The following is a 19,459-nucleotide window of genomic DNA, read 5'->3' as shown; positions in this document are numbered from 1 at the left end:
ATCTGAACATTTGGATGAAGACCGAAACCGTGCGGTCACATTTAAGCATTTCGTCGGCAAGACCGCTAAGCGCGGGCTCGCATCACACTACGTGAGCAAATCCTCCAGGCGACCATGGAGGCGCTTTGGCAGATTCTCCTGAATTTCGATCAGGGCGCGCTGGATTGCACTCTGAAAACCCTCCACGCCTGCCGCGCCGTGGCTTTTGACGACGATGCCCTGCAACCCCAGAAAGCTGGCACCGTTGTGCCGTGCCGGGGCCAGATCAGCCTGCACACGTTTGAGCAGCGGCATGGCCACAGCGCCCGCCAGGCGCGACAAAAGTCCGCGCCTGAAGGCCTGCTCGATACGCTGCGCAATCATGGTGGCCAACCCTTCGCTGGACTTGAGCAGGATATTGCCAACGAAACCGTCGCAGACCACCACGTCCGCTGCCCCTTCGTACAAGCCGTCACCTTCGATGAAACCGACGTAATTGAGGCCGCGAGCCCCTTGCAACAGGTTTGCCGCCAGCCTGACCTGCTGATTACCCTTTATGTCTTCGGTGCCCACGTTCAGCAGTGCCACTCGCGGGCGCTGCACGCCCAGCGACTGCGCCGCCACCGACCCCATCACCGCAAACTGGTAAAGCTGCTCGGCCGTGCAGTCGACATTGGCGCCAAGGTCAAGTAGCTGGCAGTAGCCGGTGCGTGTCGGGATGGCGGCTACCATGGCTGGACGATCGATGCCTGGCAGCGTCTTGAGCACGCCACGAGACAGCGCCATCAGGGCCCCGGTATTACCGGCGCTGACACAGGCCTGGGCCTTGCCGTCACGCACCAGCTCCAAGGCAACACGCATGGATGAATCCGGTTTGCCGCGCAATGCCTGTGAAGGCCGCTCGTCCATACCGATCACTTCTGCGGCACCGAGAATGTGCAGGCGCGCGCGATCGGCAGCTGAATAGCCGCTGACAAGTTCTTCCAAGAGGGAGGGTTGACCGACGAGGGTCAGGTGAAGCGAGGGGGTAGCCGACAGGCAGGCGATGCTAGCCTGGACAATGCTGCGGGGACCGAAGTCCCCGCCCATTGCGTCGATCGCGATGATCTGAGCGGACAAGGATTACTCGTCAGCGCCCTTATCGATCACTTTGCGACCACGGTATACGCCTTCTGGCGAAACGTGGTGGCGCAGGTGCACTTCGCCGGTGGACTTCTCTACCGACAGCGCGTTTTCCGACAGGGCATCGTGCGAACGACGCATGTCACGGGCAGAGCGGGATTTTTTGTTCTGCTGAACAGCCATAATTGATTAACTCCTAAACGTTTGGGTCACGCTTTAACTGCGCCAAAACACTGAACGGGTTGGACCGCGATACCTCGTCCTTGCTCGAGTCGGGCTCGTCTGCGCCCGCCGGCTGCTGGCATTCTTCCGGATGATGAGCAGGCACGATGGGCAAGGCGAGCAACAGCTCTTCCTCGATCAGCGCCTGCAGATCCAATGGATCTTCGCCCAGTTCCAGCACGTCATAGCCTTTCGGCAACGACTGGGTATTCGCACCCTCCTTCACCACGGCGTAGGTACACTCGCTGTGGATCGGCAGGGTGACCAGCTCAAGACAACGCTGGCAAACCATCTTGACCTCGACATCCAGCTCGCTGTGGATAACCACAGTGTGCTGTTCGTCTCGTTCAAAATCGAACTTCGCCTGCACCGTACCGACATTGTCGGAAAGCGGGTCGCAGAGTCTTTCCAAATCAGCGAGTGGTAGCGAACCGCTAAGGGTTACGCCACGATCAGCCAATTTGCGCGGGTCAACGTGAGGTGGAATCGGGTCATTCAACATAGGCGCAGCATTCTAGGGATGCCCCCCGTCCCTGTCAAAGGAATTTGGTGGCATCGTGCGTGATAGGATGGGTTCAACCGAATCAGGAGCTTACCATGCTTGCACTGTTACTGGCTTCCAGTTCCCTTTATCGCCGCGAACTGCTTGCGCGCCTGCGCCTTCCGTTCACCTGGGCAAGCCCTGACATAGACGAGACGCGCCAGCCGCAAGAGCCTGCAATCGACCTGGTCCAGCGCCTGGCCATGCAAAAAGCCCAAGCCCTTGCGGGCAGCCACCCAAACCACCTGATCATCGGCTCGGATCAGGTCGCGGTGCTAGGCGAGCACATTCTGGGCAAGCCCCACACGGTCGAGCGAGCCTGCGAACAGCTGCTCGCCTGCAGTGGCCAGCAGGTAACGTTCCTTACCGCACTGGCGCTGCTCAACAGCGCCACCGGGCAGTGCCAGGTGGACTGCGTGCCGTTCACCGTGAAGCTGCGGACGCTGGACCGAGAGCGTATCGAACGCTACGTGGCAGCGGAAATGCCCCTCGATTGCGCCGGTAGTTTCAAGGCCGAAGGGCTTGGCGTGAGTTTGTTCGAAAGCACCGAGGGGTGCGATGCGACCAGCCTGGTGGGGCTCCCACTGATACGGCTCGTCGACATGCTGGCCCTGGAGGGAGTGCGCGTACCATAGCCAAACCGGGGGTCGTGCACCGACCCCCTAGAGGCGACTGGGCTTAACGCAATTGCGGGCCCTGGAAACCCATCCACATGGCCAGGCGCTCTGCCACGCTGGCGCCCATGCGCTTGGAGAAACGATCCAGTGGCGATTCCTGCACGGTGAAATCCACCAGATCCTTTTCGCCCACCACCTCACGCGCCACATAGCTGGCACTGCCCAGGCCATCGATCAGGCCAAGCGCCTTGGCCTGCTCGCCGGACCAGACCAGGCCGCTGAACAGCTCCGGGTGATCCTTGTCCTTGAGTCGCTCGCCCCGCCCCTGCTTGACCATGGCGATGAACTGGTTGTGGGTGGTGTCCAGCACGCCCTGCCAGAACTGAGTCTCCTCAGGTTTCTGCGGTGAGAAGGGATCGAGAAACGCCTTGTGCTCACCGGACGTGTAGAGCCGGCGCTCCACGCCAAGCTTGTCCATGGCGCCAACGAAACCATAGCCCGCAGCCGTCACGCCAATCGACCCGACCAGACTGGCCTTGTCGGCATAGATCTCATCGGCGGCACTGGCGATGTAATAGGCTCCCGACGCACCCAGGTCGGTGATGACGGCGTACAGCTTGATGCCAGGGTGCTCGGCACGCAGGCGGCGAATCTCGTCATACACATAGCCTGCCTGCACGGGGCTGCCGCCCGGGCTGTTGATGCGCAGGACCACCGCCTTGGTCTTGCTGTCCTTGAAGGCATCGCGCAGGCCCTTGACGATGTTGTCGGCACTGGCAGCCTCCTGGTCGGCGATGACCCCGCGTACCTCCACCAAGGCTGTATGACTGGCACCGCCCGAGGCAGCCTTGTCCATGTCGGCCCAGGGCAGGAACAGCGCCAGGATGCCGAAGAGATAGATGAACGTCAGCAGCTTGAAAAAGATACCCCAGCGTCGCGACCGGCGCTGTTCCTGGATCCCCGCCAGCAAGGTCTTTTCCAGCAGCTTCCAACTTTTGCGCTCCTCGCGCTCCTCGCGCTCCTCGGGCTCGGCCTCGGGGGCCTTCCATTCGCCTGCCATGCTCACCTACCTCGAAAATGAACCTGCGGAACCGGACAGCCACTCGCGCAGCTGGCCAAAGTGATCGATACAAACCTGCGGCCCGAACTCGGCCAGCGCCTGGAGCGACATTGCGCCATAACCCACGGCGACGCAGTGCATCCCCGCGTTACTGGCCATCTGCAGATCGAACGCAGAATCTCCGACCATCAGCGCATGACCCGGTTCGACGCCGCAATGGTCGAGTATTTGTTCGAGCATCAGTGGGTGGGGCTTGCCGCGCGTCTCATCGGCCGCACGCGTGATATCGAAAAACCGCTCAAGGCCGTTGGCCTTGAGCACCCTGTCAAGACCGCGGCGCGCCTTGCCGGTAGCCACCGCCATTCGATAGCCCTCGGCGCGAAAGGCCGCCAGCGATTCGACAACGCCGTCGAACAGCGGCGAAGGCTGTTGATCGAGCGCCGTGTAGACATCGGCATAGTGCTGACGAAAGCGCTCTACCTGCTCAGATGGCAGACGCGGATAAAGGGTGTGGATCGCCTCGGCCAGCGACAGCCCGATGATCCCCTTGATGGCCTGCTCCTGACTGGGCGCGTGGCCGGCGCGCTCGGCAGCAACCTGCATGGCCTCGACGATGCGCCCGACGGAGTCGGCCAAGGTGCCGTCCCAGTCGAAGATCAGCAGCGCGTAGTCACGGCGCACTCAAACGCTCCACGGTCTTGGCCCACATTTCATCCACAGGCGCCTCCAACTTGAGCTCCCCACCATCCGGAAGCGGCACCGTCAGCGCATACGCGTGCAGGAAAAGACGCTTGCCGCCCAGCTCGCGGATTTCGCGACTGAAATCTTCGTCGCCATACTTGCTGTCGCCTGCGATCATGTGCCCGGCATGCAGGGCATGCACGCGAATCTGGTGGGTACGGCCCGTGATCGGGCGCGCCTCCACGAGGGTGGCGAAGTCGCCGAAGCGGCGCAGTACACGGAACAGGGTCAGCGCCTCCTTGCCTTCGTCGTTGACTTCGACCATGCGCTCGCCTGAGCGCAGGTTGCTCTTGAGCAGCGGTGCATTGACTTGTTTCTTCGCAGTTGGCCAGTGACCGCGCACCAGGGCCATGTAGCGTTTGTCCACGCCATCCCCGCGCAGCGCAGCATGCAGATGGCGCAGCATGCTGCGCTTCTTGGCGATCATCAGCAGGCCCGAGGTGTCCCGGTCCAGGCGATGCACCAGCTCCAGCTCCTTGGCATCAGGGCGCAACTGACGCAGCGCCTCGATCACCCCAAAACTCAGCCCGCTACCGCCATGCACGGCGATCCCGGCAGGCTTGTTCATCACGATCAACGCCTTGTCTTCGTGAACGATGGCGGCTTCGAGCCGCTGCAGCAGCCCCTGAGCCACCGGCGCCGGCTCGTCGCGCTCAGGCAGTCGCACGGGCGGCACCCGCACGATGTCGCCCGCCTGGATCTTGTACTCGGGCTTGACCCGACCTTTGTTCACTCGCACCTCGCCCTTGCGCAGGATGCGATAGACCAAGGTCTTGGGCACACCCTTGAGGGCTGTGATGAGAAAGTTGTCGATACGCTGGCCGGCAAGTTCCGGCGCGACTTCAATCAGCTGGACGCCGGAAGTCGGAGAGGTATTGGTTGTCATGGCGCAATCATACAATTTTTATGGAATTGAAGCACTTAATCATTGCTGCTATAGTCGCGAACGCCGCCATAAGCGGCAGGCCAGTGGAATCAGGCTGTGCGCCAGTCACTGACCTACGCAATTCTCCAGGACGCGAGGCCGTCCTACGGGGGTTCGCCAGTTTACCGAATTGCCTGGAATCGCCACCAGCGCCGTGTAGAGAAGACCGAAAATAAACGACAAGTGCGGTGTCAAACCTGCTTACACGCTTCTTTTCGCAGTACCTCTGCCCGCCCGTCGCTTCCACGCAACCCATGGCGAATGCCTCGGAAATACCTGCCTTGGACATGAATGGCGCCAGCGCAGAATCGCGCTGGCGAAAAATGCAACCCGTTGCGGATTCAGCGCGCGGCAGCACCCGAATTATCAGGGATACGTGCAGGGTGGAGATGCACAGCCCTCGGACCGTGTAGCACCGCGTCCGGCCACCAGCCCCATCATACGGCTGGCGAGCGGATAAGGTCCTGAACAGATGCCCCTGGGCGTCCACGGCTGAAGGTTGATTCCTCCTCCTGACTGAGTGCACCAGGCCCGCTTGGTTGATTCGGATAACAATTCGAAGCCTCCGGGGCCTTGTTGGCACCGCAGCAAAACAGGACGCGTCGTCGCGACAACGGCAGGCTGGGCAACCGGCTGGTGCCGAACGTCGCTCGACACGGGGGTGGTTAACCACCCTTTGCGCACCTTGGCACCGACCATGAGACGTCGTGTGTGCCGAACGCCGTTTCCGGCAGCCCGGAAACCGACGGTACAACATGAAAAGAATGCTGATTAACGCCACTCAACCCGAAGAGTTGCGCGTAGCCCTGGTGGACGGCCAACGCCTCTACGACCTGGACATCGAGTCCGGTGCACGTGAGCAGAAAAAGGCCAACATCTACAAAGGCAAGATCACTCGCATCGAACCTAGCCTCGAAGCCGCCTTCGTCGACTTCGGTTCCGAACGTCACGGCTTCCTGCCGCTGAAAGAAATCTCCCGCGAATACTTCAAGAAGGCCCCTGAAGGCCGCGTCAACATCAAGGAAGTGCTCAGCGAAGGCCAGGAAGTCATCGTCCAGGTCGAGAAGGAAGAGCGCGGCAACAAAGGCGCCGCCCTCACCACCTTCATCAGCCTGGCCGGCCGCTACCTGGTGTTGATGCCCAACAACCCACGCGCCGGCGGCATTTCCCGTCGCATCGAAGGTGAAGAGCGCAACGAGTTGCGCGAAGCGCTCAATGGCCTGACCGTACCAGGCGACATGGGCCTGATCGTTCGCACCGCCGGCCTTGGCCGCAGCAGCGAAGAGATGCAGTGGGACCTGGACTACCTGCTGCAACTGTGGACCGCCATCAAGGAAGCCTCACTGGACCGCGCCGCGCCGTTCCTGATCTATCAGGAAAGCAATGTCATCATCCGCGCCATCCGCGACTACCTGCGCCAGGACATCGGCGAAGTGCTGATCGACAGCATCGATGCCCAGGAAGAAGCCCTGACCTTCATTCGCCAGGTCATGCCGCAGTACGCCAGCAAGGTCAAACTGTACGAAGACAGCGTCCCGCTGTTCAACCGCTTCCAGATCGAGAGCCAGATCGAAACCGCGTTCCAGCGCGTGGTCGAGCTGCCATCAGGCGGTTCGATCGTGATCGATCCGACCGAGGCGCTGGTGTCCATCGACATCAACTCGGCACGCGCCACCAAGGGCAGCGACATCGAGGAAACCGCGCTGCAGACCAACCTGGAAGCGGCCGAGGAAATCGCCCGCCAGCTGCGCCTGCGTGACATCGGCGGCCTGATCGTGATCGACTTCATCGACATGACCCCTGCCAAGAACCAGCGCGCCGTGGAAGAGCGCGTGCGTGAATGCCTCGAGGCCGACCGCGCTCGCGTGCAGGTTGGCCGCATCTCGCGCTTCGGCCTGCTGGAAATGTCCCGTCAACGCCTGCGTCCGTCGCTGGGCGAAAGCAGCGGCATCGTCTGCCCGCGCTGCTCGGGCACCGGCATCATCCGTGACGTGGAATCGCTGTCGCTGGCTATCCTGCGCCTGATCGAAGAAGAGGCCCTGAAGGATCGCACTGCCGAAGTCCGTGCCCAGGTGCCGATCCCGGTGGCCGCCTTCCTGCTCAACGAGAAGCGCAATTCCATCACCAAGATCGAGCTGCGTACCCGTGCACGCATCATCATCTTGCCGAACGATCACCTGGAAACCCCACACTTCGAAGTCCAGCGCCTGCGCGACGACAACCCTGAAGTACTGAACAACCAGTCCAGCTACGAAATCGCCGCCAGCGAGACCGAAGAAGCGCCACAGCCGACCGCCACCCGCACCCTGGTTCGCCAGGAAGCCGCTGTGAAAACCGCCCCGGCCCGTGCGAACGCACCTGTGCCTGCCACCGAGCAGCCACAACCTGCGCCAGCCGCCGCCCCTGCCCCAAGCGCCCCGGAGCCCAGCCTCTTCAAGGGCTTGGTGAAGTCGCTGGTGAGCCTGTTCGCTGGCAAGGAAGAACCTGCTGCCGCGCCTGTCGCCCCTGCCGCTGAAAAGCCGACTACCGAGCGCAGCCCGCGCAACGAGGAACGCCGTAACGGACGCCAGCAGAGCCGTAACCGTAACGGTCGTCGCGACGAAGAGCGCAAGCCGCGTGAAGAGCGTGCCGAGCGCGCCCCGCGCGAGGAACGCCAGCCACGCGAGGAGCGTGCTGCGCGTGAAGAACGTGCACCACGAGAAGAACGTGCCCCGCGCGAAGAGCGTGCACCACGCCAGTCGCGCGAGGACCGTCGCGGCAACCGTGGCGAAGAGCGCGTGCGTGAACTGCGCGAGCCGTTGGACGCTACACCGCCAGCAGAACGCGAGGAGCGTCAGCCGCGTGAAGAGCGCGTAGCCCGCGAAGAACGTGCTCCACGTGAAGATCGCGCGCCTCGCGAAGAACGTGCTCCGCGTGAAGAGCGCGCACCTCGCGAAGAACGTGCTCCGCGTGAAGAGCGCGCGCCTCGGGAAGAGCGTGCTCCGCGTGAAGAGCGCGCCTCACGTGAAGAGCGCGCACCTCGCGAAGAGCGTGCTCCGCGTGAAGATCAAGCGCCTCGTGAAGAGCGTGCAGCCCGGGAAGAACGCGCCCCGCGCCAACCTCGTGAAGAACGTCAGCCACGCACGACCGAGGAAGCAGCAGAACACGCCGCCGAGCTGGCCGAAGAGCAACTGCCGAACGAAGAGCAACTGCAGGATGAGCAGGACGGCAACGATGGCGAGCGTCCGCGCCGCCGCTCGCGTGGCCAGCGTCGCCGCAGCAACCGTCGCGAGCGCCAGCGCAACGCCAATGGTGAGTTGATCGACGGTGAAGAAGAAGGCAGCGAAGAGCAGCCTCAACAGCGCCAGGCCACCGAGCTGGGCGCAGAGCTGGCCGCAGGCGTCGCGGTGACCGCTGCGGTTGCGACCAGCAACATCAGCACCGACGCCGAGGCCCAGGCCAATCAGCAGGCCGAGCGCGCTACCGCCGAAGTCGCCGCTGTTGCCCCAACCGACAGCAGCGAAATCGCCCAACCGGTCGAGCAGGCTGACGCTGTGGCCCAAGCAGAAGCGGCCGCTGTGGCCCCGGCGGTCGAGCAGCCAGTCAGCGAACCAGCGCCGTTTGTCGAGGCCTCGGCCGAGCCAGTGGTTGAGGTTGTCCCGCAGCCGGCAATTGAACAAGCCTCCGTTGCTGAGCCAGCCGCGGCCACCGAAACTGCAGCCGTTGAAGCCCCGGCAGACGTTCAGGCACCTGAAGCACCAGTCACTGAAGTGCCCGCGGAAGCCCCGGCCATCGAAGCCGGCGAAATCGAGCAGGCACCTTCCGTGATCGAGGTTGCCCTGGTAGCCGAACAGCCCGCCCCGGCGGTCGAGGCCCAGCCAGAGGTGGCCGAGCCAGAGGTTGTGGCCGAGCCTGAAACGGCCGCGCCTGAGCCTGAGCCAGCAGCCGCCGCAGCCGCCGTGGCAGAGCCTGCCACCGTCATGCTGTCCAACGGCCGCGCACCAAACGATCCACGTGAAGTGCGTCGCCGCAAGCGTGAGGCTGAGGCTGCCGCCAAAGCCGCCCAGGCTACCGCCGCTACCGACGCGCCAACGTCAGAGACCGCCGACGAGCCGAAAACCCATCAGGGTTGATAGCCAAGGCTGAATGAAAAAGCCCCGCCAGTGCGAACTGGCGGGGCTTTTTCTTGGCCGGGCGTTTACCCTTATGGACGGACACGGCGCCTGGACGACGCTGTAGGCAGCATCAATAAAGATTGGGCTCCATCTCAAGCTCAACCCCGAACCGCTCCAGGATGTCGGCCTGGATTCGCCGCGCCAGAGCGTGCATTTGCGCCCCGCTCGCCTGGCCATGGTTGACCAGCACCAGCGACTGCAGGCGATGCACCCCGGCATCGCCTTCGCGATAGCCCTTCCAGCCCGCCCGCTCGATCAGCCAGCCCGCTGCCAGCTTCACTTGGCCATCGGCCTGAGGGTAGGCAATGACATCTGGATGCTGCGCACGAATGCGCTCAACCACCTGCGCCGCGACTACGGGGTTCTTGAAGAAACTCCCGGCATTACCCAGCTCGGCCGGATCAGGCAATTTCTCACGACGAATACTGCAGATAGCATCACTGATGGCCTGCGCAGTGAGCACGGTGCTGCCCTGCTCGGCCAGGCGCTGACGCACCGGGCCGTAGTCCAAGCGCGCCTGCAAGGTGCGACTCAAGGCGAAACGCACACGCAGTATCAGCCAGCGACCAGGGTTACGCTTGAACAGGCTGTCACGGTAGCCGAACGCACAGTCGGTCAAGGCGAAGTCACGGACTTCACCCGTCTTGCGGTCCAGCGCGGTCAAGCCAGCGAAGACATCCTTGATCTCGACGCCATAAGCGCCCACGTTCTGCATGGGTGCAGCGCCTACTGTGCCGGGAATCAGGCTGAGGTTCTCCAACCCGCAAAACCCCTGCGCGAGCGTCCACTGCACAAACGGGTGCCAGGCCTCACCCGCCTCGGCCTCGACCACAACGTGTTCGCCATCGTCAGTGAGCACGCGACGACCCTGGGTTGCGACGTGCAGCACCAGGGCATCGACATCACGGGTCAGCAGCAGGTTGCTGCCCCCACCGATCACCAGCACCGGTACACCCTGCTGCTGCGCACCGTCCAGCGCCTGACGCACCTGCAGGTCGTCTCTGGCCTGGATGAAATAGCGCGCTTTCACGTCGATGCCAAAGGTGTTGTACGGCTTGAGCGAGACCTGCTCCTGCCAATGCTCGGTCATAACCGCCCCTTGATTTCCACGACCAGCGCTTGGCAGGCGGCTTCGATCAGGTCGAGCACCTGCTCGAAGCCGTCGGCACCGCCATAGTACGGGTCTGGCACTTCATCGAGCGCAGAACCGTAGCGGCGCAAAAACAGGTCGAGTTCACCCACTGCCGTGGACGGGCGCAGGGCACGCAGATCGCGCAGGTTGCTCTGATCCATCGCCAGGATCAGGTCGTACTCGGCGAAGTGCGCCACCTTGACCTGCTGGGCACGCTGCTTCGACAGGTCGTAGCCACGTGCCAGCGCGGCCTTGAGGGTGCGGCTATCGGGCGCCTTGCCAACGTGCCAGTCGCCCGTACCGGCCGAGGCTACCTGCACCTGATCGGCAAGCCCTGCGGCCTGCAGTTGATGACGCAGCACGCCTTCGGCGGTAGGCGAGCGGCAGATGTTGCCCAGGCACACGAACAGAACGCGCATCAGGCCTCCAGCAAGCGCCGTACGCGCTCCAGGTCTTCAGGGGTGTCCACGCCCACGGCGGGGGCCTCGATGGCATCTTCCACATGAATACGCACGCCGTGCCACAACGCACGCAACTGCTCCAGCGCCTCGGTCTGCTCCAGCCAGCATGGGCCCCAGCCGACGAAATCATGGAGGAAACCAACCCGATAGGCATACATGCCGATATGGCGACGGTAAGGCACACCGGGTGGCAGATCCTGGCCTTTGGCAAACGCATCGCGGGCCCACGGCAGCGGCGCACGGCTAAAGCTCAGGGCCAGGCCGTTCTTGTCGCTCACCACCTTGACTGCGTTGGGGTTGAACACCGCTTGCGGTTCGTGGATCAGCTCGGCCAAGGTCGCAATACCGGCTTGCGGGTTAGCCGCCAGGTTGGCGGCCACCTGGTCGATGATCACTGGCGGAATCAGCGGCTCGTCACCCTGTACGTTGACCACGATGGCGTCGCTGGGCAGGCCGAGCTGCACGGCCACCTCGGCCAGTCGGTCAGTGCCGGATTCATGGTCGACGCGGGTCATCAGCACTTCGGCGCCAAATGCCTGGCAAGCTTCGTAAATGCCGGCATCGTCGGTTGCGATGACGACACGGCTGGCGGCACTTCGGCGCGCCTGTTCCCACACGTGTTGCACCATTGGCTTGCCGGCGATGGGCAGCAGGGGCTTGCCTGGCAAGCGCGTGGAGCGCAGGCGGGCAGGAATGACGACGGTGAAATCCAGGCTCATTTGTCCAGGCGCTCATCATCGGTCAGGGTACGTGCCTCGCTTTCCAGCATGACCGGGATACCGTCGCGAATGGGATAGGCAAGGCCGGCGCCCTTGCTGATCAGCTCGGTCTTGTCGGCGCTGAGCTTGAGCGGGCCCTTGGTGATTGGGCAGGCCAGGATATCGAGCAGTTTGGTGTCCATAAAAGGCTTCCTTTGGCCAGATGGCCGACATTGAAAACGGGATCAGGGCTTGGGTAGCAAACGTTGCAACTGCAGGTCGAACCAAGTGCCAAATGCCGGCGTGGGTTGGGCTTCCACAGCCAGGTACCACCAGTTCTCGGCCGCGAAAGAGCGGCACTTCACCGCATCCTTCTCGGTCATGACCAGCGGCAGTGGCGGTGTGAAGGCAAGGTTCTGAGCACTGAATTGTGCGTGGTCGGCAAAGGGGTGCGGCAGCGGCTGCCAGCCTAGCCCTTGCAAAGTATTGAAGAAACGCTGCGGATTACCGATGCCGGCCACTGCATGCAGGCGCTGGCCGGCGGAAAAATGGTCGAGTGCCCGGCGCTCGCCCGTGCGCAGGTTGACCAATGCGCTGGGCTGCAGGCGAAAACCAAAGCCTTCGGCAGTGTCTTGCTCCGCGCCATTGAATAGGATCGCGTCGGCCGCCTTCAGGCGCTCGACAGGCTCGCGCAAGGGGCCGGCCGGCAGGCATCGGCGGTTGCCAAGGCCGCGAGCGGCGTCGATCAAGACCAATTCCAGGTCTCGCGCCAGGCGGTAGTGCTGCATGCCGTCGTCACACAGGATCAGGTCCAGGTGTTCGCTGGCCAGCAGGGCCTGCACCGCACGGGCGCGGTCCGGGTCGATCATCAGCGGCACACCGGTACGCTGCACGATCAGCAGCGGCTCGTCGCCCGCCTGCTCGGCAGCCTGATCGGCCGTGACCCGCCAAGGCAACTGCGGCGGTTTGGCGCCATAGCCACGGCTGACCACCCCTACCCTCAAGCGCCGCTGGCGGCAGTGCTCGATCAGCCAGAGAATCATGGGGGTCTTGCCAGTACCGCCGACGGTGATGTTTCCCACCACGATGACGGGCACCGGGGCGCGGTAGCTGGCCCGCTGGTCGTTGAGAAAACGCCTGCGCTTGCGTTTGACCACCCAGCGGTACAGCGCTTCCAGCGGACGCAGCAACGCCAGTGCAGGATGGCCGGTGTACCAAGCAGCAAGCAGGCGATCGGCTAGTGTCATCAGGGTGTGCTCTGGGCCGCCTCGACGGTGGTCATGCGCAACTGGCTGAAGCCGAGCTTGCCGGCGGCATCCATTGCGGTGACCACAGCCTGGTGCGGGGTCTTGCCGTCGGCACTGATGGCCAGGGGCAGTGTGTTGTCGCCACCTGATTCACGCTCGATGGCCTCGCTGAGGGTGGCCAGGTCGCTCTTGGGCAGCAGGTGGTTATTCACTGAATACACCCCTTCGGCACTGATGGTGATCTCTACCAACTTGCCCTCATCGCCCGGTGCCCGCTCGGCGCTGGCCGCTTCGGGCAACTGGACGCGCAGCTGGGTTTCGCGAGTGAACGTGGTGGTGACCACGAAGAACAGCAACAACACGAACACTACGTCGATCAACGACGCGAGGTTGATGTCGATGTTCTCGCGCTGGCGATTGCGCCGAAACCTCACGCCTTGCCTCCAGCCACTTCCACCTCGCGGTCCCCCTGAATCACCTCCACCAGTTTGATCGCCTCCTGCTCCATGCCCACCACCAGCTCATCGATGCGGCGCAGCAGGAAGCGATGGAAGAACACCGCCGGGATACCGACCATCAGCCCGGCTGCGGTAGTTACCAGGGCCTTTGAAATACCGCCCGCCAGCACCGAGGCGTTGGCGGTCATCTGCGACCCCATGAACGCGCTGAAGATGTCGATCATGCCCAGCACGGTGCCCAGCAGGCCCAGCAGCGGCGCCATGGCGGCAATGGTGCCCAGCGTGCTGATGTAGCGCTCCAGCTCGTGGATGACGCGCGAGGCGGCTTCCTCGATGCACTCTTTCATGATTTCGCGACCATGACGCGAGTTGGCCAGCCCTGCCGCGAGGATCTCCCCCAAGGGCGAGTCGGCACGCAGGGCCTTGAGCTTGTCACTGGTCAGTTGCTTGTCCTTGATCCACATCCACACCTGGCCCAGCAGGTGAGGCGGACTGACGCGACTGGCGCGCAGGGTCCACAGGCGCTCGACGACGATAGCCATGGCGGCGATGGAACTCAGAATGATCGGCAGCATCATCCAACCGCCTGACTTGACCAATTCCCACACAGTAGAAGCCCTCTGGAAAAGGTCGCCACTTTACCATAGGCGCGCCAGGGGCTCATCAGCATTAACCACCCCTGGCGTCACGCCAGAACCGGCGCTGGCTGCGCATACCCTCGACCTTTCCTTGCACACCGAGCATCAGATGCAACGCCCCCTCCACCGCCGTGTCGTGAAGGGTCATGCCATGCCTGCGATAGCGTTCGACCACCTGTGCATGGGGATGCCCGAAGCTGTTGTTGCGCCCGCGGGATATCAGTACCCCACGCGGGGCTGCAGCGCGGATGAAGGCTTCGCTCGACGAACTGCGGCTGCCGTGGTGAGGCGACTGCAGCCAGTCGATGCGTGGTGAGTCCATGGCAGCCAGCCACGCACGTTCGGCCCCCGCCTCCATGTCCCCGGCCAGCAGCAAACGCTCGCCCGACGCCTCGACCAGCAACACGCAGGAGCGGTCATTGCTGGTGCGCGCATCCGCCCAGCGCCACAGGGAAAAGCGCACGCCGTCCCACTCCCACTGCTCGCCACTGACGCAAGGCTGTAACTGAACCGCTTCCAGCGGCTCACCGCCAATCGCCCGCCTGATCGGCAGCCCGCGCCCGATTGCACCTGCACCGCCGGCGTGATCGGCATGGGCGTGACTGACCACCAGCAGATCCAGGCTGTCGACCCCCAACTTGCGCAAGGTGGGCAACACGACCCGTTCACCCAGATCGCTTTCACCCCTGGCTGGACCTGCGTCATACAGCAGACTGTGCTGCCGGGTACGCAGCAACACCGCCAAGCCTTGGCCCACGTCCAGCTGCCACACCTCGACTTGGCCATCCGGGACAGGCTCGCGAGGTGCCCAGAGCGCCACGAGCATCACCGCACCCAACCCACGCAGCGGCACACCCCGTGGCAGCAACAGCAGCAGTGCACCCAGGCAGACCAGCAGCCAGGCCCACAACGGCAATGCGGGAGGCACCCATGCCGGGCGCTGCTGGGCGACCAGCGCCAAGGCGCGAAACAAGATATCCAGCAGGCCGCCTGCCAGCCACAGCAAGGCCTCACCTGCGCTTCCCAAGGGCAGCAACAAGGTGCCCAATAGCGCCAGCGGCAATACCGCCAAGCTCACCCACGGCACCGCCACCAGGTTGGCCAGCGGGGCACTCAGGCTCACCGGCAAGCCCACCGCCAGCAGCACTGGGAGCAGCCCGACGGCGATGACCCACTGCGCTCGCGTCCAGGCCTGCCAGGGTTGCCAAGCCCCTAGCCGGGCACTGAAGGTGTAGATGAGCGTGGCCACGGCGCCGAATGACAACCAGAAACCTGGAAGCAGCGCTGCCAATGGCTCGAACAGCAGTACGGCAACCAGCGCAAGTAACAAGGGGTGAAACGCACCCAGATGACGAAAGCGCAGCCGCCACAGCAGCACCACGGCCAGCATCAGACAGGCGCGCTGTACTGGCACCCCTGCCCCAGCCAGCCAGCCGTAGGCCAGCGCCGCACTCATCGCCAGCGCACAGGCCCAAGGCAGCCACGGCACCCGGGCCGGCCACAGCCCCCAGCGGGCCAACCACGCGACCACGGCGTAGAGCAGACCCGCCACCAGACCGATGTGCTGGCCCGAAATCACCAGCAGGTGCACGGTGCCGGTTGCCTGTAGCGCCTGCCAGTCCTCGCGTGCCAGGCCTGTTCCATCGCCAAGCACCAGCGCCACCAGCGCAGCTTGCCGACCATTGGCCTCGACCGCCAGCAGCCGCTCGCGCAGCGCATCGCGCCAGCCGGCTGGCGCAGGCGTCAGTAACTGCCCGGCTTTGACCGTTCCGCTGGCGCCGACCCGACGTGCCAGCAACTGCGCCTCACGGTCAGGCCCGTGGGGGTTCAAAAGCCCGTCCGGCCGCTGCAGGGTCACGGCCAGGCGCCACTGCTCGCCGGCACGCAGCGGTGGCCCGTCAAACCAGCTCAATTGCAGGCGTTGCGGCAATTCGGCACGCCGGGAATGCGCCGCCTCAAGGTCGAAGCGAACGCCTTGCGCGGTGCGCGCCGGCAGGCCGACCACGCGCCCTTCCAGCCATAACGTGCGACCCTCGAGCCCTGGCGCCAGACGATCATCCATGGCCTGCTTGGCAGACCAGCAGGCCCAGCAAAAGCCCAGCAGGAACACGCCCAGTAACCACCCGCGGGTGAACAGACTGACGACAGCGCCCGCCGCAAGCAATAACAGCCATCCGACCGATGGCAGTTGAGGCACCAGGCCGAGGCTGAGCAGACCGAGTGCAAGCGCCAACATCCCTGTGCGCATGAGGTAGAGCTCCAGAAGCTGAATCAACCTCTGAGGCATAGCCCACTTGTCGGCAATGCTTGCTCAACAATTGTCACAAACTCTGAACGAGGCCGACCGGGAATCAGGGCATACTGCCTCGGTCAACGCTCCGGGAGCCCCCATGCCGCGCCGACTATTCAAACGCTACATGCCGGACCCGAGCAGTATTCGGGAACACAAGTCCTTACGCTTTTTCGGCACGTTGCTGCATGACCCGAACCTGTGGCACCTGAACCGTCATTCGGTAGCACGAGCCATGGGCGTCGGCCTGTTCGCCGCCTTGATCCCGATGCCTGCGCAAATGCTGCTGGCCGCTGCGTTGGCCATTCCGTTGCGGGGTAACCTGCCGATCGCCGTCAGCCTGGTGTGGCTGACTAACCCGCTGACCATGCCACCGGTGTTTTTCGTGACCTACATGGTCGGTGCCTGGCTGATGCAGGTACCGCCACGCGCGCTGCCCGACACATTGACCTTCCAGTGGATCACCGACCAACTGTCGACGGTCTGGCAACCCTTCCTGCTCGGTTCAATCGTCTGCGCCGTGCTGCTGGGTATGCTCGGCTATTTCAGCACCCTGCTGTACTGGCGCTGGTGGGTGGGCCGGCAATGGCGTCGTCGCCAATGCCGGTGCAACGTTTCAGGCACGCATGCCCCGGCCACTGACCAGCAGCCGCACGCACAGCAGGTAGAGCACGGCAGTGGCCACCAGCATGAAGGTGATCGCCGTGCCAATGCTGATGTCCGACACCCCTAGAATGCCGTAGCGGAACGAATTGACCATGTGCAGCACAGGGTTGGCCAACGAGACGGTCTGCCAGAACGGTGGCAGCAGGGTGATCGAATAGAACACGCCGCCCAGGTAGGTCAGCGGGGTCAGCACGAACGTCGGGATGATCGAGATGTCGTCGAAATTGCGAGCAAACACCGCGTTGACGAAGCCTAGCAACGAGAAGATGGTCGCCGTCAACAGCACCACCACCACGGTCACGCCCAGGTGATGCACCTGCAGGTCGGTGAAGAACATCGACAGGATGGTCACGATCACACCTACCGCCAAGCCACGCAGTACTCCGCCCAGTACGTACCCCACCAGGATGGTGTGTGGCGACACCGGCGAAACCATCAACTCCTCGATCGAGCGCTGGAACTTGCTACCGAAGAAGCTCGAGACCACGTTGCCGTAGGAGTTGGTGATCACCGACATCATGATCAGCCCCGGTACGATGTACTGCATGTAGGTGAACCCACCCATGTCGCCGATCTGCCGACCAATCAGGTTTCCGAAGATGACGAAGTACAGGACCATGGTGATCGCCGGGGGCAGCAAGGTCTGCGGCCAGATGCGCAGGAAGCGCCGTACCTCGCGATAGACGATGGTGTTCAGGGCGACCCAGTTGGTGCGCAGCTCCACACTCATACGGCCACCTTCGACAGGTTCTTTTCCACCAGTGACACGAACAGCTCCTCAAGTCGATTGGTCTTGTTGCGCAGGCTCAATACCTCGATGTTCAGCAGCGCCAACTGGCTGAACAGCGCGGTAATGCCGATGTCCTTGTCCACCTGTACTTCCAGCGTATGAGGCGTCAGCAATCGGCAAGGATACCCTTGCAGGGCCGGGGCACTGGCCAGGTCCTGCTTGAGGTCGAGCACGAAGGTTTCAACGTGCAGCTTGCCCAGCAGGTTGCGCATGCTGGTGTTCTCGACGATGGTGCCGTGGTCGATGATGCCGATGTTGCGGCACAGCTGTTCGGCCTCTTCCAGGTAATGGGTGGTGAGGATGATGGTGATGCCCTTCTCGTTGAGTTCGGTGAGAAAGCTCCACATCGAACGGCGCAGTTCAATGTCCACCCCGGCAGTGGGTTCGTCGAGAATCAGCAAGCGCGGTTCGTGGATCAGCGCGCGGGCAATCATCAAGCGGCGTTTCATGCCGCCAGAAAGCGAACGCGACGGTACATCGCGCTTGTCCCAAAGGCCCAGCTGGGTCAGGTATTGCTCGGCCCGCTCCTTGGCGATTTTTGGCGCAATGCCATAGTAGCCGGCCTGGGTCACGACAATGTCGAAACACTTCTCGAACTGGTTGAAGTTGAATTCCTGCGGCACGACGCCCAGGCAGCGCTTGAGCGCAGACGGCGCACGGTCTAGGTCGTGACCGAACACGTTGACTGTGCCGCTGGTCTTGTTCACCAGGGTAGAAAGGATGCCGATGGTGGTGGACTTGCCGGCGCCGTTGGGGCCAAGCAAGGCGAAGAAGTCGCCTTCGGCAACATCGAGGTCGATGCCATTGAGGGCTTGAAAGCCGTTGCCGTAGGTCTTGGTCAGCTGTCGGATGGACAGGGCAGAACTCATAGCGGGTCACTTACCGAAGAATAGGGTTCAGGACACGCCAGACAGGTTCACTGGCGCAGTGAGTGCGGCCAATGGTGCAAGGCTCGGCCGCACAAGTACAGTCACGTGTATCGATAGTGACTATCGAAACGGCTGCGGTGTTCGATCAGGTCAGCGCAGTCATCACGCCAGCCTGATAGGCCGGGCGGCTCTTGAGGCGTTCGTACCACGCCTTGAGGTGGTACATGTCCGGACGCTCGATGGGCATCTCGAACCAGGCGTAGGCGAAGCACCCCAGTGGGATATCACCCATGCCAATGTGTTCTCCCGACAGATACGGCTGTGTGGCCAGGGCCTGATCGGCCATGGACAGCAACTGTGCGCACTGCTTGTGCGCCGCATTGATCGCCACCCAGTCCCGCTGATCTTCAGGGGTGCGCAGCATGCCCCAGAATAGCGGACGGAAAGGGGTCGCCAGGGAAGAGGTGGTCCAGTCCATCCACTTATCGGCCAGGGCGCGCTGGCGCGGATCGTCCAGGTACCAGCCCTGCGCCTGACCATATTCGGCGCACAAGTAGCGGACGATGGCGTTGGATTCCCACAGGGTCAGGTCGCCATCTTCCAGCATAGGCACCAGGCCATTTGGGTTGCGTGCGCGGTAGTACGGCTCATCTACCACGCCGAAAGCGCCTCCAGCGTCGATCGACTCGAAATCCAGATCCAGCTCATGGGCAATCCACAATGCCTTGCGCACATTGCTCGAGTTCTTGCGGCCCCAGATCTTCAGCATGACGACGTCCTCAGGAATGCTCAGGTCATGCAGTCTACTCCAGACATTAGCCGGCTGTACGCGCGAAGATACCGGCAAGA

Annotated in this window: 20 protein-coding genes; 3 read left to right on the top strand and 17 right to left on the bottom strand. The window is 63.1% G+C overall.

Annotated elements, in window-relative coordinates; genetic code table 11:
• Positions 1-87: 87 nt before the first annotated feature.
• The 3 genes from plsX to CRP40_RS14740 are packed head-to-tail and all read right to left on the bottom strand — an operon-like array spanning position 88 to position 1,825.
• Positions 88-1,098 (bottom strand): phosphate acyltransferase PlsX, encoded by a 1,011-nt coding sequence (gene plsX, locus CRP40_RS14750; RefSeq protein WP_080992891.1) that lies wholly within the window; start codon positions 1,096-1,098, stop codon positions 88-90.
• Positions 1,099-1,101: 3 nt separating this feature from the next.
• Positions 1,102-1,284 (bottom strand): 50S ribosomal protein L32, encoded by a 183-nt coding sequence (rpmF, locus tag CRP40_RS14745; RefSeq protein WP_008096416.1) that lies wholly within the window; start codon positions 1,282-1,284, stop codon positions 1,102-1,104.
• A gap of 13 nt (positions 1,285-1,297) precedes the next feature.
• A complete protein-coding gene (locus CRP40_RS14740; protein ID WP_027914357.1) occupies positions 1,298-1,825 on the bottom strand; it encodes a YceD family protein in 528 nt (175 codons plus the stop codon).
• Between the two features lie 95 nt (positions 1,826-1,920).
• Here CRP40_RS14740 and CRP40_RS14735 point away from each other — a divergent pair, with 95 nt between their 5' ends.
• Positions 1,921-2,499 carry a Maf family nucleotide pyrophosphatase gene (locus tag CRP40_RS14735; RefSeq protein WP_027914356.1) on the top strand — a complete coding sequence of 193 codons (579 nt, stop codon included), beginning with the start codon at positions 1,921-1,923 and terminating at the stop codon, positions 2,497-2,499.
• Positions 2,500-2,542: 43 nt separating this feature from the next.
• On the opposite strand, the gene CRP40_RS14730 is transcribed toward CRP40_RS14735, so the two are convergent.
• From CRP40_RS14730 to rluC, 3 genes are read right to left on the bottom strand one after another with little or no spacing between them, the layout of a single operon-like run.
• The gene (locus CRP40_RS14730) at positions 2,543-3,541 is read right to left on the bottom strand and encodes a S49 family peptidase (protein ID WP_027914355.1); all 999 of its coding nucleotides are present in this window, start codon (positions 3,539-3,541) and stop codon (positions 2,543-2,545) included.
• A gap of 6 nt (positions 3,542-3,547) precedes the next feature.
• Positions 3,548-4,222: an HAD family hydrolase gene (locus CRP40_RS14725; RefSeq protein WP_027914354.1), complete on the bottom strand. Its 675-nt coding sequence runs from the start codon at positions 4,220-4,222 to the stop codon at positions 3,548-3,550.
• On the bottom strand, positions 4,212-5,168 hold the full coding sequence (gene rluC, locus CRP40_RS14720; protein ID WP_023533098.1) for a 23S rRNA pseudouridine(955/2504/2580) synthase RluC: 957 nt from the start codon (positions 5,166-5,168) through the stop codon (positions 4,212-4,214). Before rluC ends, CRP40_RS14725 begins: the two co-directional genes overlap by 11 nt.
• A 794-nt stretch (positions 5,169-5,962) precedes the next feature.
• On the opposite strand from rluC, the gene rne reads away from it, so the two are divergent.
• Positions 5,963-9,319, top strand: a complete 3,357-nt coding sequence (rne, locus tag CRP40_RS14710) for a ribonuclease E (RefSeq protein ID WP_027914353.1) — start codon at positions 5,963-5,965, stop codon at positions 9,317-9,319.
• A 112-nt stretch (positions 9,320-9,431) separates the two neighbouring features.
• Here rne and murB read toward each other — a convergent pair whose 3' ends face one another.
• The 8 genes from murB to CRP40_RS14670 all read right to left on the bottom strand — a co-directional run bounded on the left by murB (position 9,432) and on the right by CRP40_RS14670 (position 16,243).
• A complete protein-coding gene (gene murB, locus CRP40_RS14705; protein ID WP_027914352.1) occupies positions 9,432-10,451 on the bottom strand; it encodes a UDP-N-acetylmuramate dehydrogenase in 1,020 nt (339 codons plus the stop codon).
• The gene (locus CRP40_RS14700) at positions 10,448-10,912 is read right to left on the bottom strand and encodes a low molecular weight protein-tyrosine-phosphatase (RefSeq protein WP_027914351.1); all 465 of its coding nucleotides are present in this window, start codon (positions 10,910-10,912) and stop codon (positions 10,448-10,450) included. Before CRP40_RS14700 ends, murB begins: the two co-directional genes overlap by 4 nt.
• A complete protein-coding gene (gene kdsB, locus CRP40_RS14695; protein ID WP_023533083.1) occupies positions 10,912-11,673 on the bottom strand; it encodes a 3-deoxy-manno-octulosonate cytidylyltransferase in 762 nt (253 codons plus the stop codon). The genes CRP40_RS14700 and kdsB overlap by 1 nt, the downstream gene beginning before the upstream one ends.
• Positions 11,670-11,855 carry a Trm112 family protein gene (locus CRP40_RS14690; protein ID WP_003247142.1) on the bottom strand — a complete coding sequence of 62 codons (186 nt, stop codon included), beginning with the start codon at positions 11,853-11,855 and terminating at the stop codon, positions 11,670-11,672. The genes kdsB and CRP40_RS14690 overlap by 4 nt, the downstream gene beginning before the upstream one ends.
• A gap of 42 nt (positions 11,856-11,897) precedes the next feature.
• Positions 11,898-12,899 carry a tetraacyldisaccharide 4'-kinase gene (gene lpxK / locus CRP40_RS14685; protein WP_027914350.1) on the bottom strand — a complete coding sequence of 334 codons (1,002 nt, stop codon included), beginning with the start codon at positions 12,897-12,899 and terminating at the stop codon, positions 11,898-11,900.
• The gene (locus CRP40_RS14680; protein ID WP_027914349.1) at positions 12,899-13,333 is read right to left on the bottom strand and encodes a biopolymer transporter ExbD; all 435 of its coding nucleotides are present in this window, start codon (positions 13,331-13,333) and stop codon (positions 12,899-12,901) included. The genes lpxK and CRP40_RS14680 overlap by 1 nt, the downstream gene beginning before the upstream one ends.
• Positions 13,330-13,965: a MotA/TolQ/ExbB proton channel family protein gene (locus CRP40_RS14675; protein ID WP_023533075.1), complete on the bottom strand. Its 636-nt coding sequence runs from the start codon at positions 13,963-13,965 to the stop codon at positions 13,330-13,332. The genes CRP40_RS14680 and CRP40_RS14675 overlap by 4 nt, the downstream gene beginning before the upstream one ends.
• A gap of 61 nt (positions 13,966-14,026) precedes the next feature.
• On the bottom strand, positions 14,027-16,243 hold the full coding sequence (locus CRP40_RS14670) for a DNA internalization-related competence protein ComEC/Rec2 (RefSeq protein ID WP_027914348.1): 2,217 nt from the start codon (positions 16,241-16,243) through the stop codon (positions 14,027-14,029).
• A gap of 142 nt (positions 16,244-16,385) precedes the next feature.
• Between CRP40_RS14670 and CRP40_RS14665 the strand changes: the two genes are divergently transcribed.
• Positions 16,386-17,018, top strand: coding sequence for a DUF2062 domain-containing protein (locus tag CRP40_RS14665; RefSeq protein ID WP_115933573.1), 633 nt, complete (start codon positions 16,386-16,388; stop codon positions 17,016-17,018).
• Here CRP40_RS14665 and CRP40_RS14660 read toward each other — a convergent pair.
• The 3 genes from CRP40_RS14660 to CRP40_RS14650 all read right to left on the bottom strand — a co-directional run bounded on the left by CRP40_RS14660 (position 16,902) and on the right by CRP40_RS14650 (position 19,379).
• On the bottom strand, positions 16,902-17,681 hold the full coding sequence (locus tag CRP40_RS14660; RefSeq protein ID WP_023533108.1) for an ABC transporter permease: 780 nt from the start codon (positions 17,679-17,681) through the stop codon (positions 16,902-16,904). The genes CRP40_RS14665 and CRP40_RS14660 overlap by 117 nt on opposite strands.
• Positions 17,678-18,610, bottom strand: a complete 933-nt coding sequence (locus tag CRP40_RS14655) for an ABC transporter ATP-binding protein (RefSeq protein ID WP_027914346.1) — start codon at positions 18,608-18,610, stop codon at positions 17,678-17,680. The genes CRP40_RS14660 and CRP40_RS14655 overlap by 4 nt, the downstream gene beginning before the upstream one ends.
• Positions 18,611-18,755: 145 nt before the next feature.
• Positions 18,756-19,379, bottom strand: coding sequence for a glutathione S-transferase (locus tag CRP40_RS14650; RefSeq protein ID WP_027914345.1), 624 nt, complete (start codon positions 19,377-19,379; stop codon positions 18,756-18,758).
• Positions 19,380-19,459: the final 80 nt, after the last annotated feature.

The sequence above is a fragment of the Pseudomonas sp. URMO17WK12:I9 genome, assembly GCF_900230165.1.
In the GTDB taxonomy this organism is placed as follows: domain Bacteria; phylum Pseudomonadota; class Gammaproteobacteria; order Pseudomonadales; family Pseudomonadaceae; genus Aquipseudomonas; species Aquipseudomonas fulva.
This window is presented reverse-complemented; position numbering and strand designations above follow the sequence as displayed.

Coding starts and splice junctions, on each gene's coding strand:
- rpmF (WP_008096416.1), bottom strand. CDS start 1,284: ATGGCTGTTCAGCAGAACAAAAAATCCCGCTCTGCCCGTGACATGCGT.
- CRP40_RS14740 (WP_027914357.1), bottom strand. CDS start 1,825: ATGTTGAATGACCCGATTCCACCTCACGTTGACCCGCGCAAATTGGCT.
- CRP40_RS14735 (WP_027914356.1), top strand. CDS start 1,921: ATGCTTGCACTGTTACTGGCTTCCAGTTCCCTTTATCGCCGCGAACTG.
- CRP40_RS14730 (WP_027914355.1), bottom strand. CDS start 3,541: ATGGCAGGCGAATGGAAGGCCCCCGAGGCCGAGCCCGAGGAGCGCGAG.
- rluC (WP_023533098.1), bottom strand. CDS start 5,168: ATGACAACCAATACCTCTCCGACTTCCGGCGTCCAGCTGATTGAAGTC.
- rne (WP_027914353.1), top strand. CDS start 5,963: ATGAAAAGAATGCTGATTAACGCCACTCAACCCGAAGAGTTGCGCGTA.
- murB (WP_027914352.1), bottom strand. CDS start 10,451: ATGACCGAGCATTGGCAGGAGCAGGTCTCGCTCAAGCCGTACAACACC.
- CRP40_RS14700 (WP_027914351.1), bottom strand. CDS start 10,912: ATGCGCGTTCTGTTCGTGTGCCTGGGCAACATCTGCCGCTCGCCTACC.
- kdsB (WP_023533083.1), bottom strand. CDS start 11,673: ATGAGCCTGGATTTCACCGTCGTCATTCCTGCCCGCCTGCGCTCCACG.
- CRP40_RS14690 (WP_003247142.1), bottom strand. CDS start 11,855: ATGGACACCAAACTGCTCGATATCCTGGCCTGCCCAATCACCAAGGGC.
- lpxK (WP_027914350.1), bottom strand. CDS start 12,899: ATGACACTAGCCGATCGCCTGCTTGCTGCTTGGTACACCGGCCATCCT.
- CRP40_RS14670 (WP_027914348.1), bottom strand. CDS start 16,243: ATGCGCACAGGGATGTTGGCGCTTGCACTCGGTCTGCTCAGCCTCGGC.
- CRP40_RS14665 (WP_115933573.1), top strand. CDS start 16,386: ATGCCGCGCCGACTATTCAAACGCTACATGCCGGACCCGAGCAGTATT.
- CRP40_RS14660 (WP_023533108.1), bottom strand. CDS start 17,681: ATGAGTGTGGAGCTGCGCACCAACTGGGTCGCCCTGAACACCATCGTC.
- CRP40_RS14655 (WP_027914346.1), bottom strand. CDS start 18,610: ATGAGTTCTGCCCTGTCCATCCGACAGCTGACCAAGACCTACGGCAAC.
- CRP40_RS14650 (WP_027914345.1), bottom strand. CDS start 19,379: ATGCTGAAGATCTGGGGCCGCAAGAACTCGAGCAATGTGCGCAAGGCA.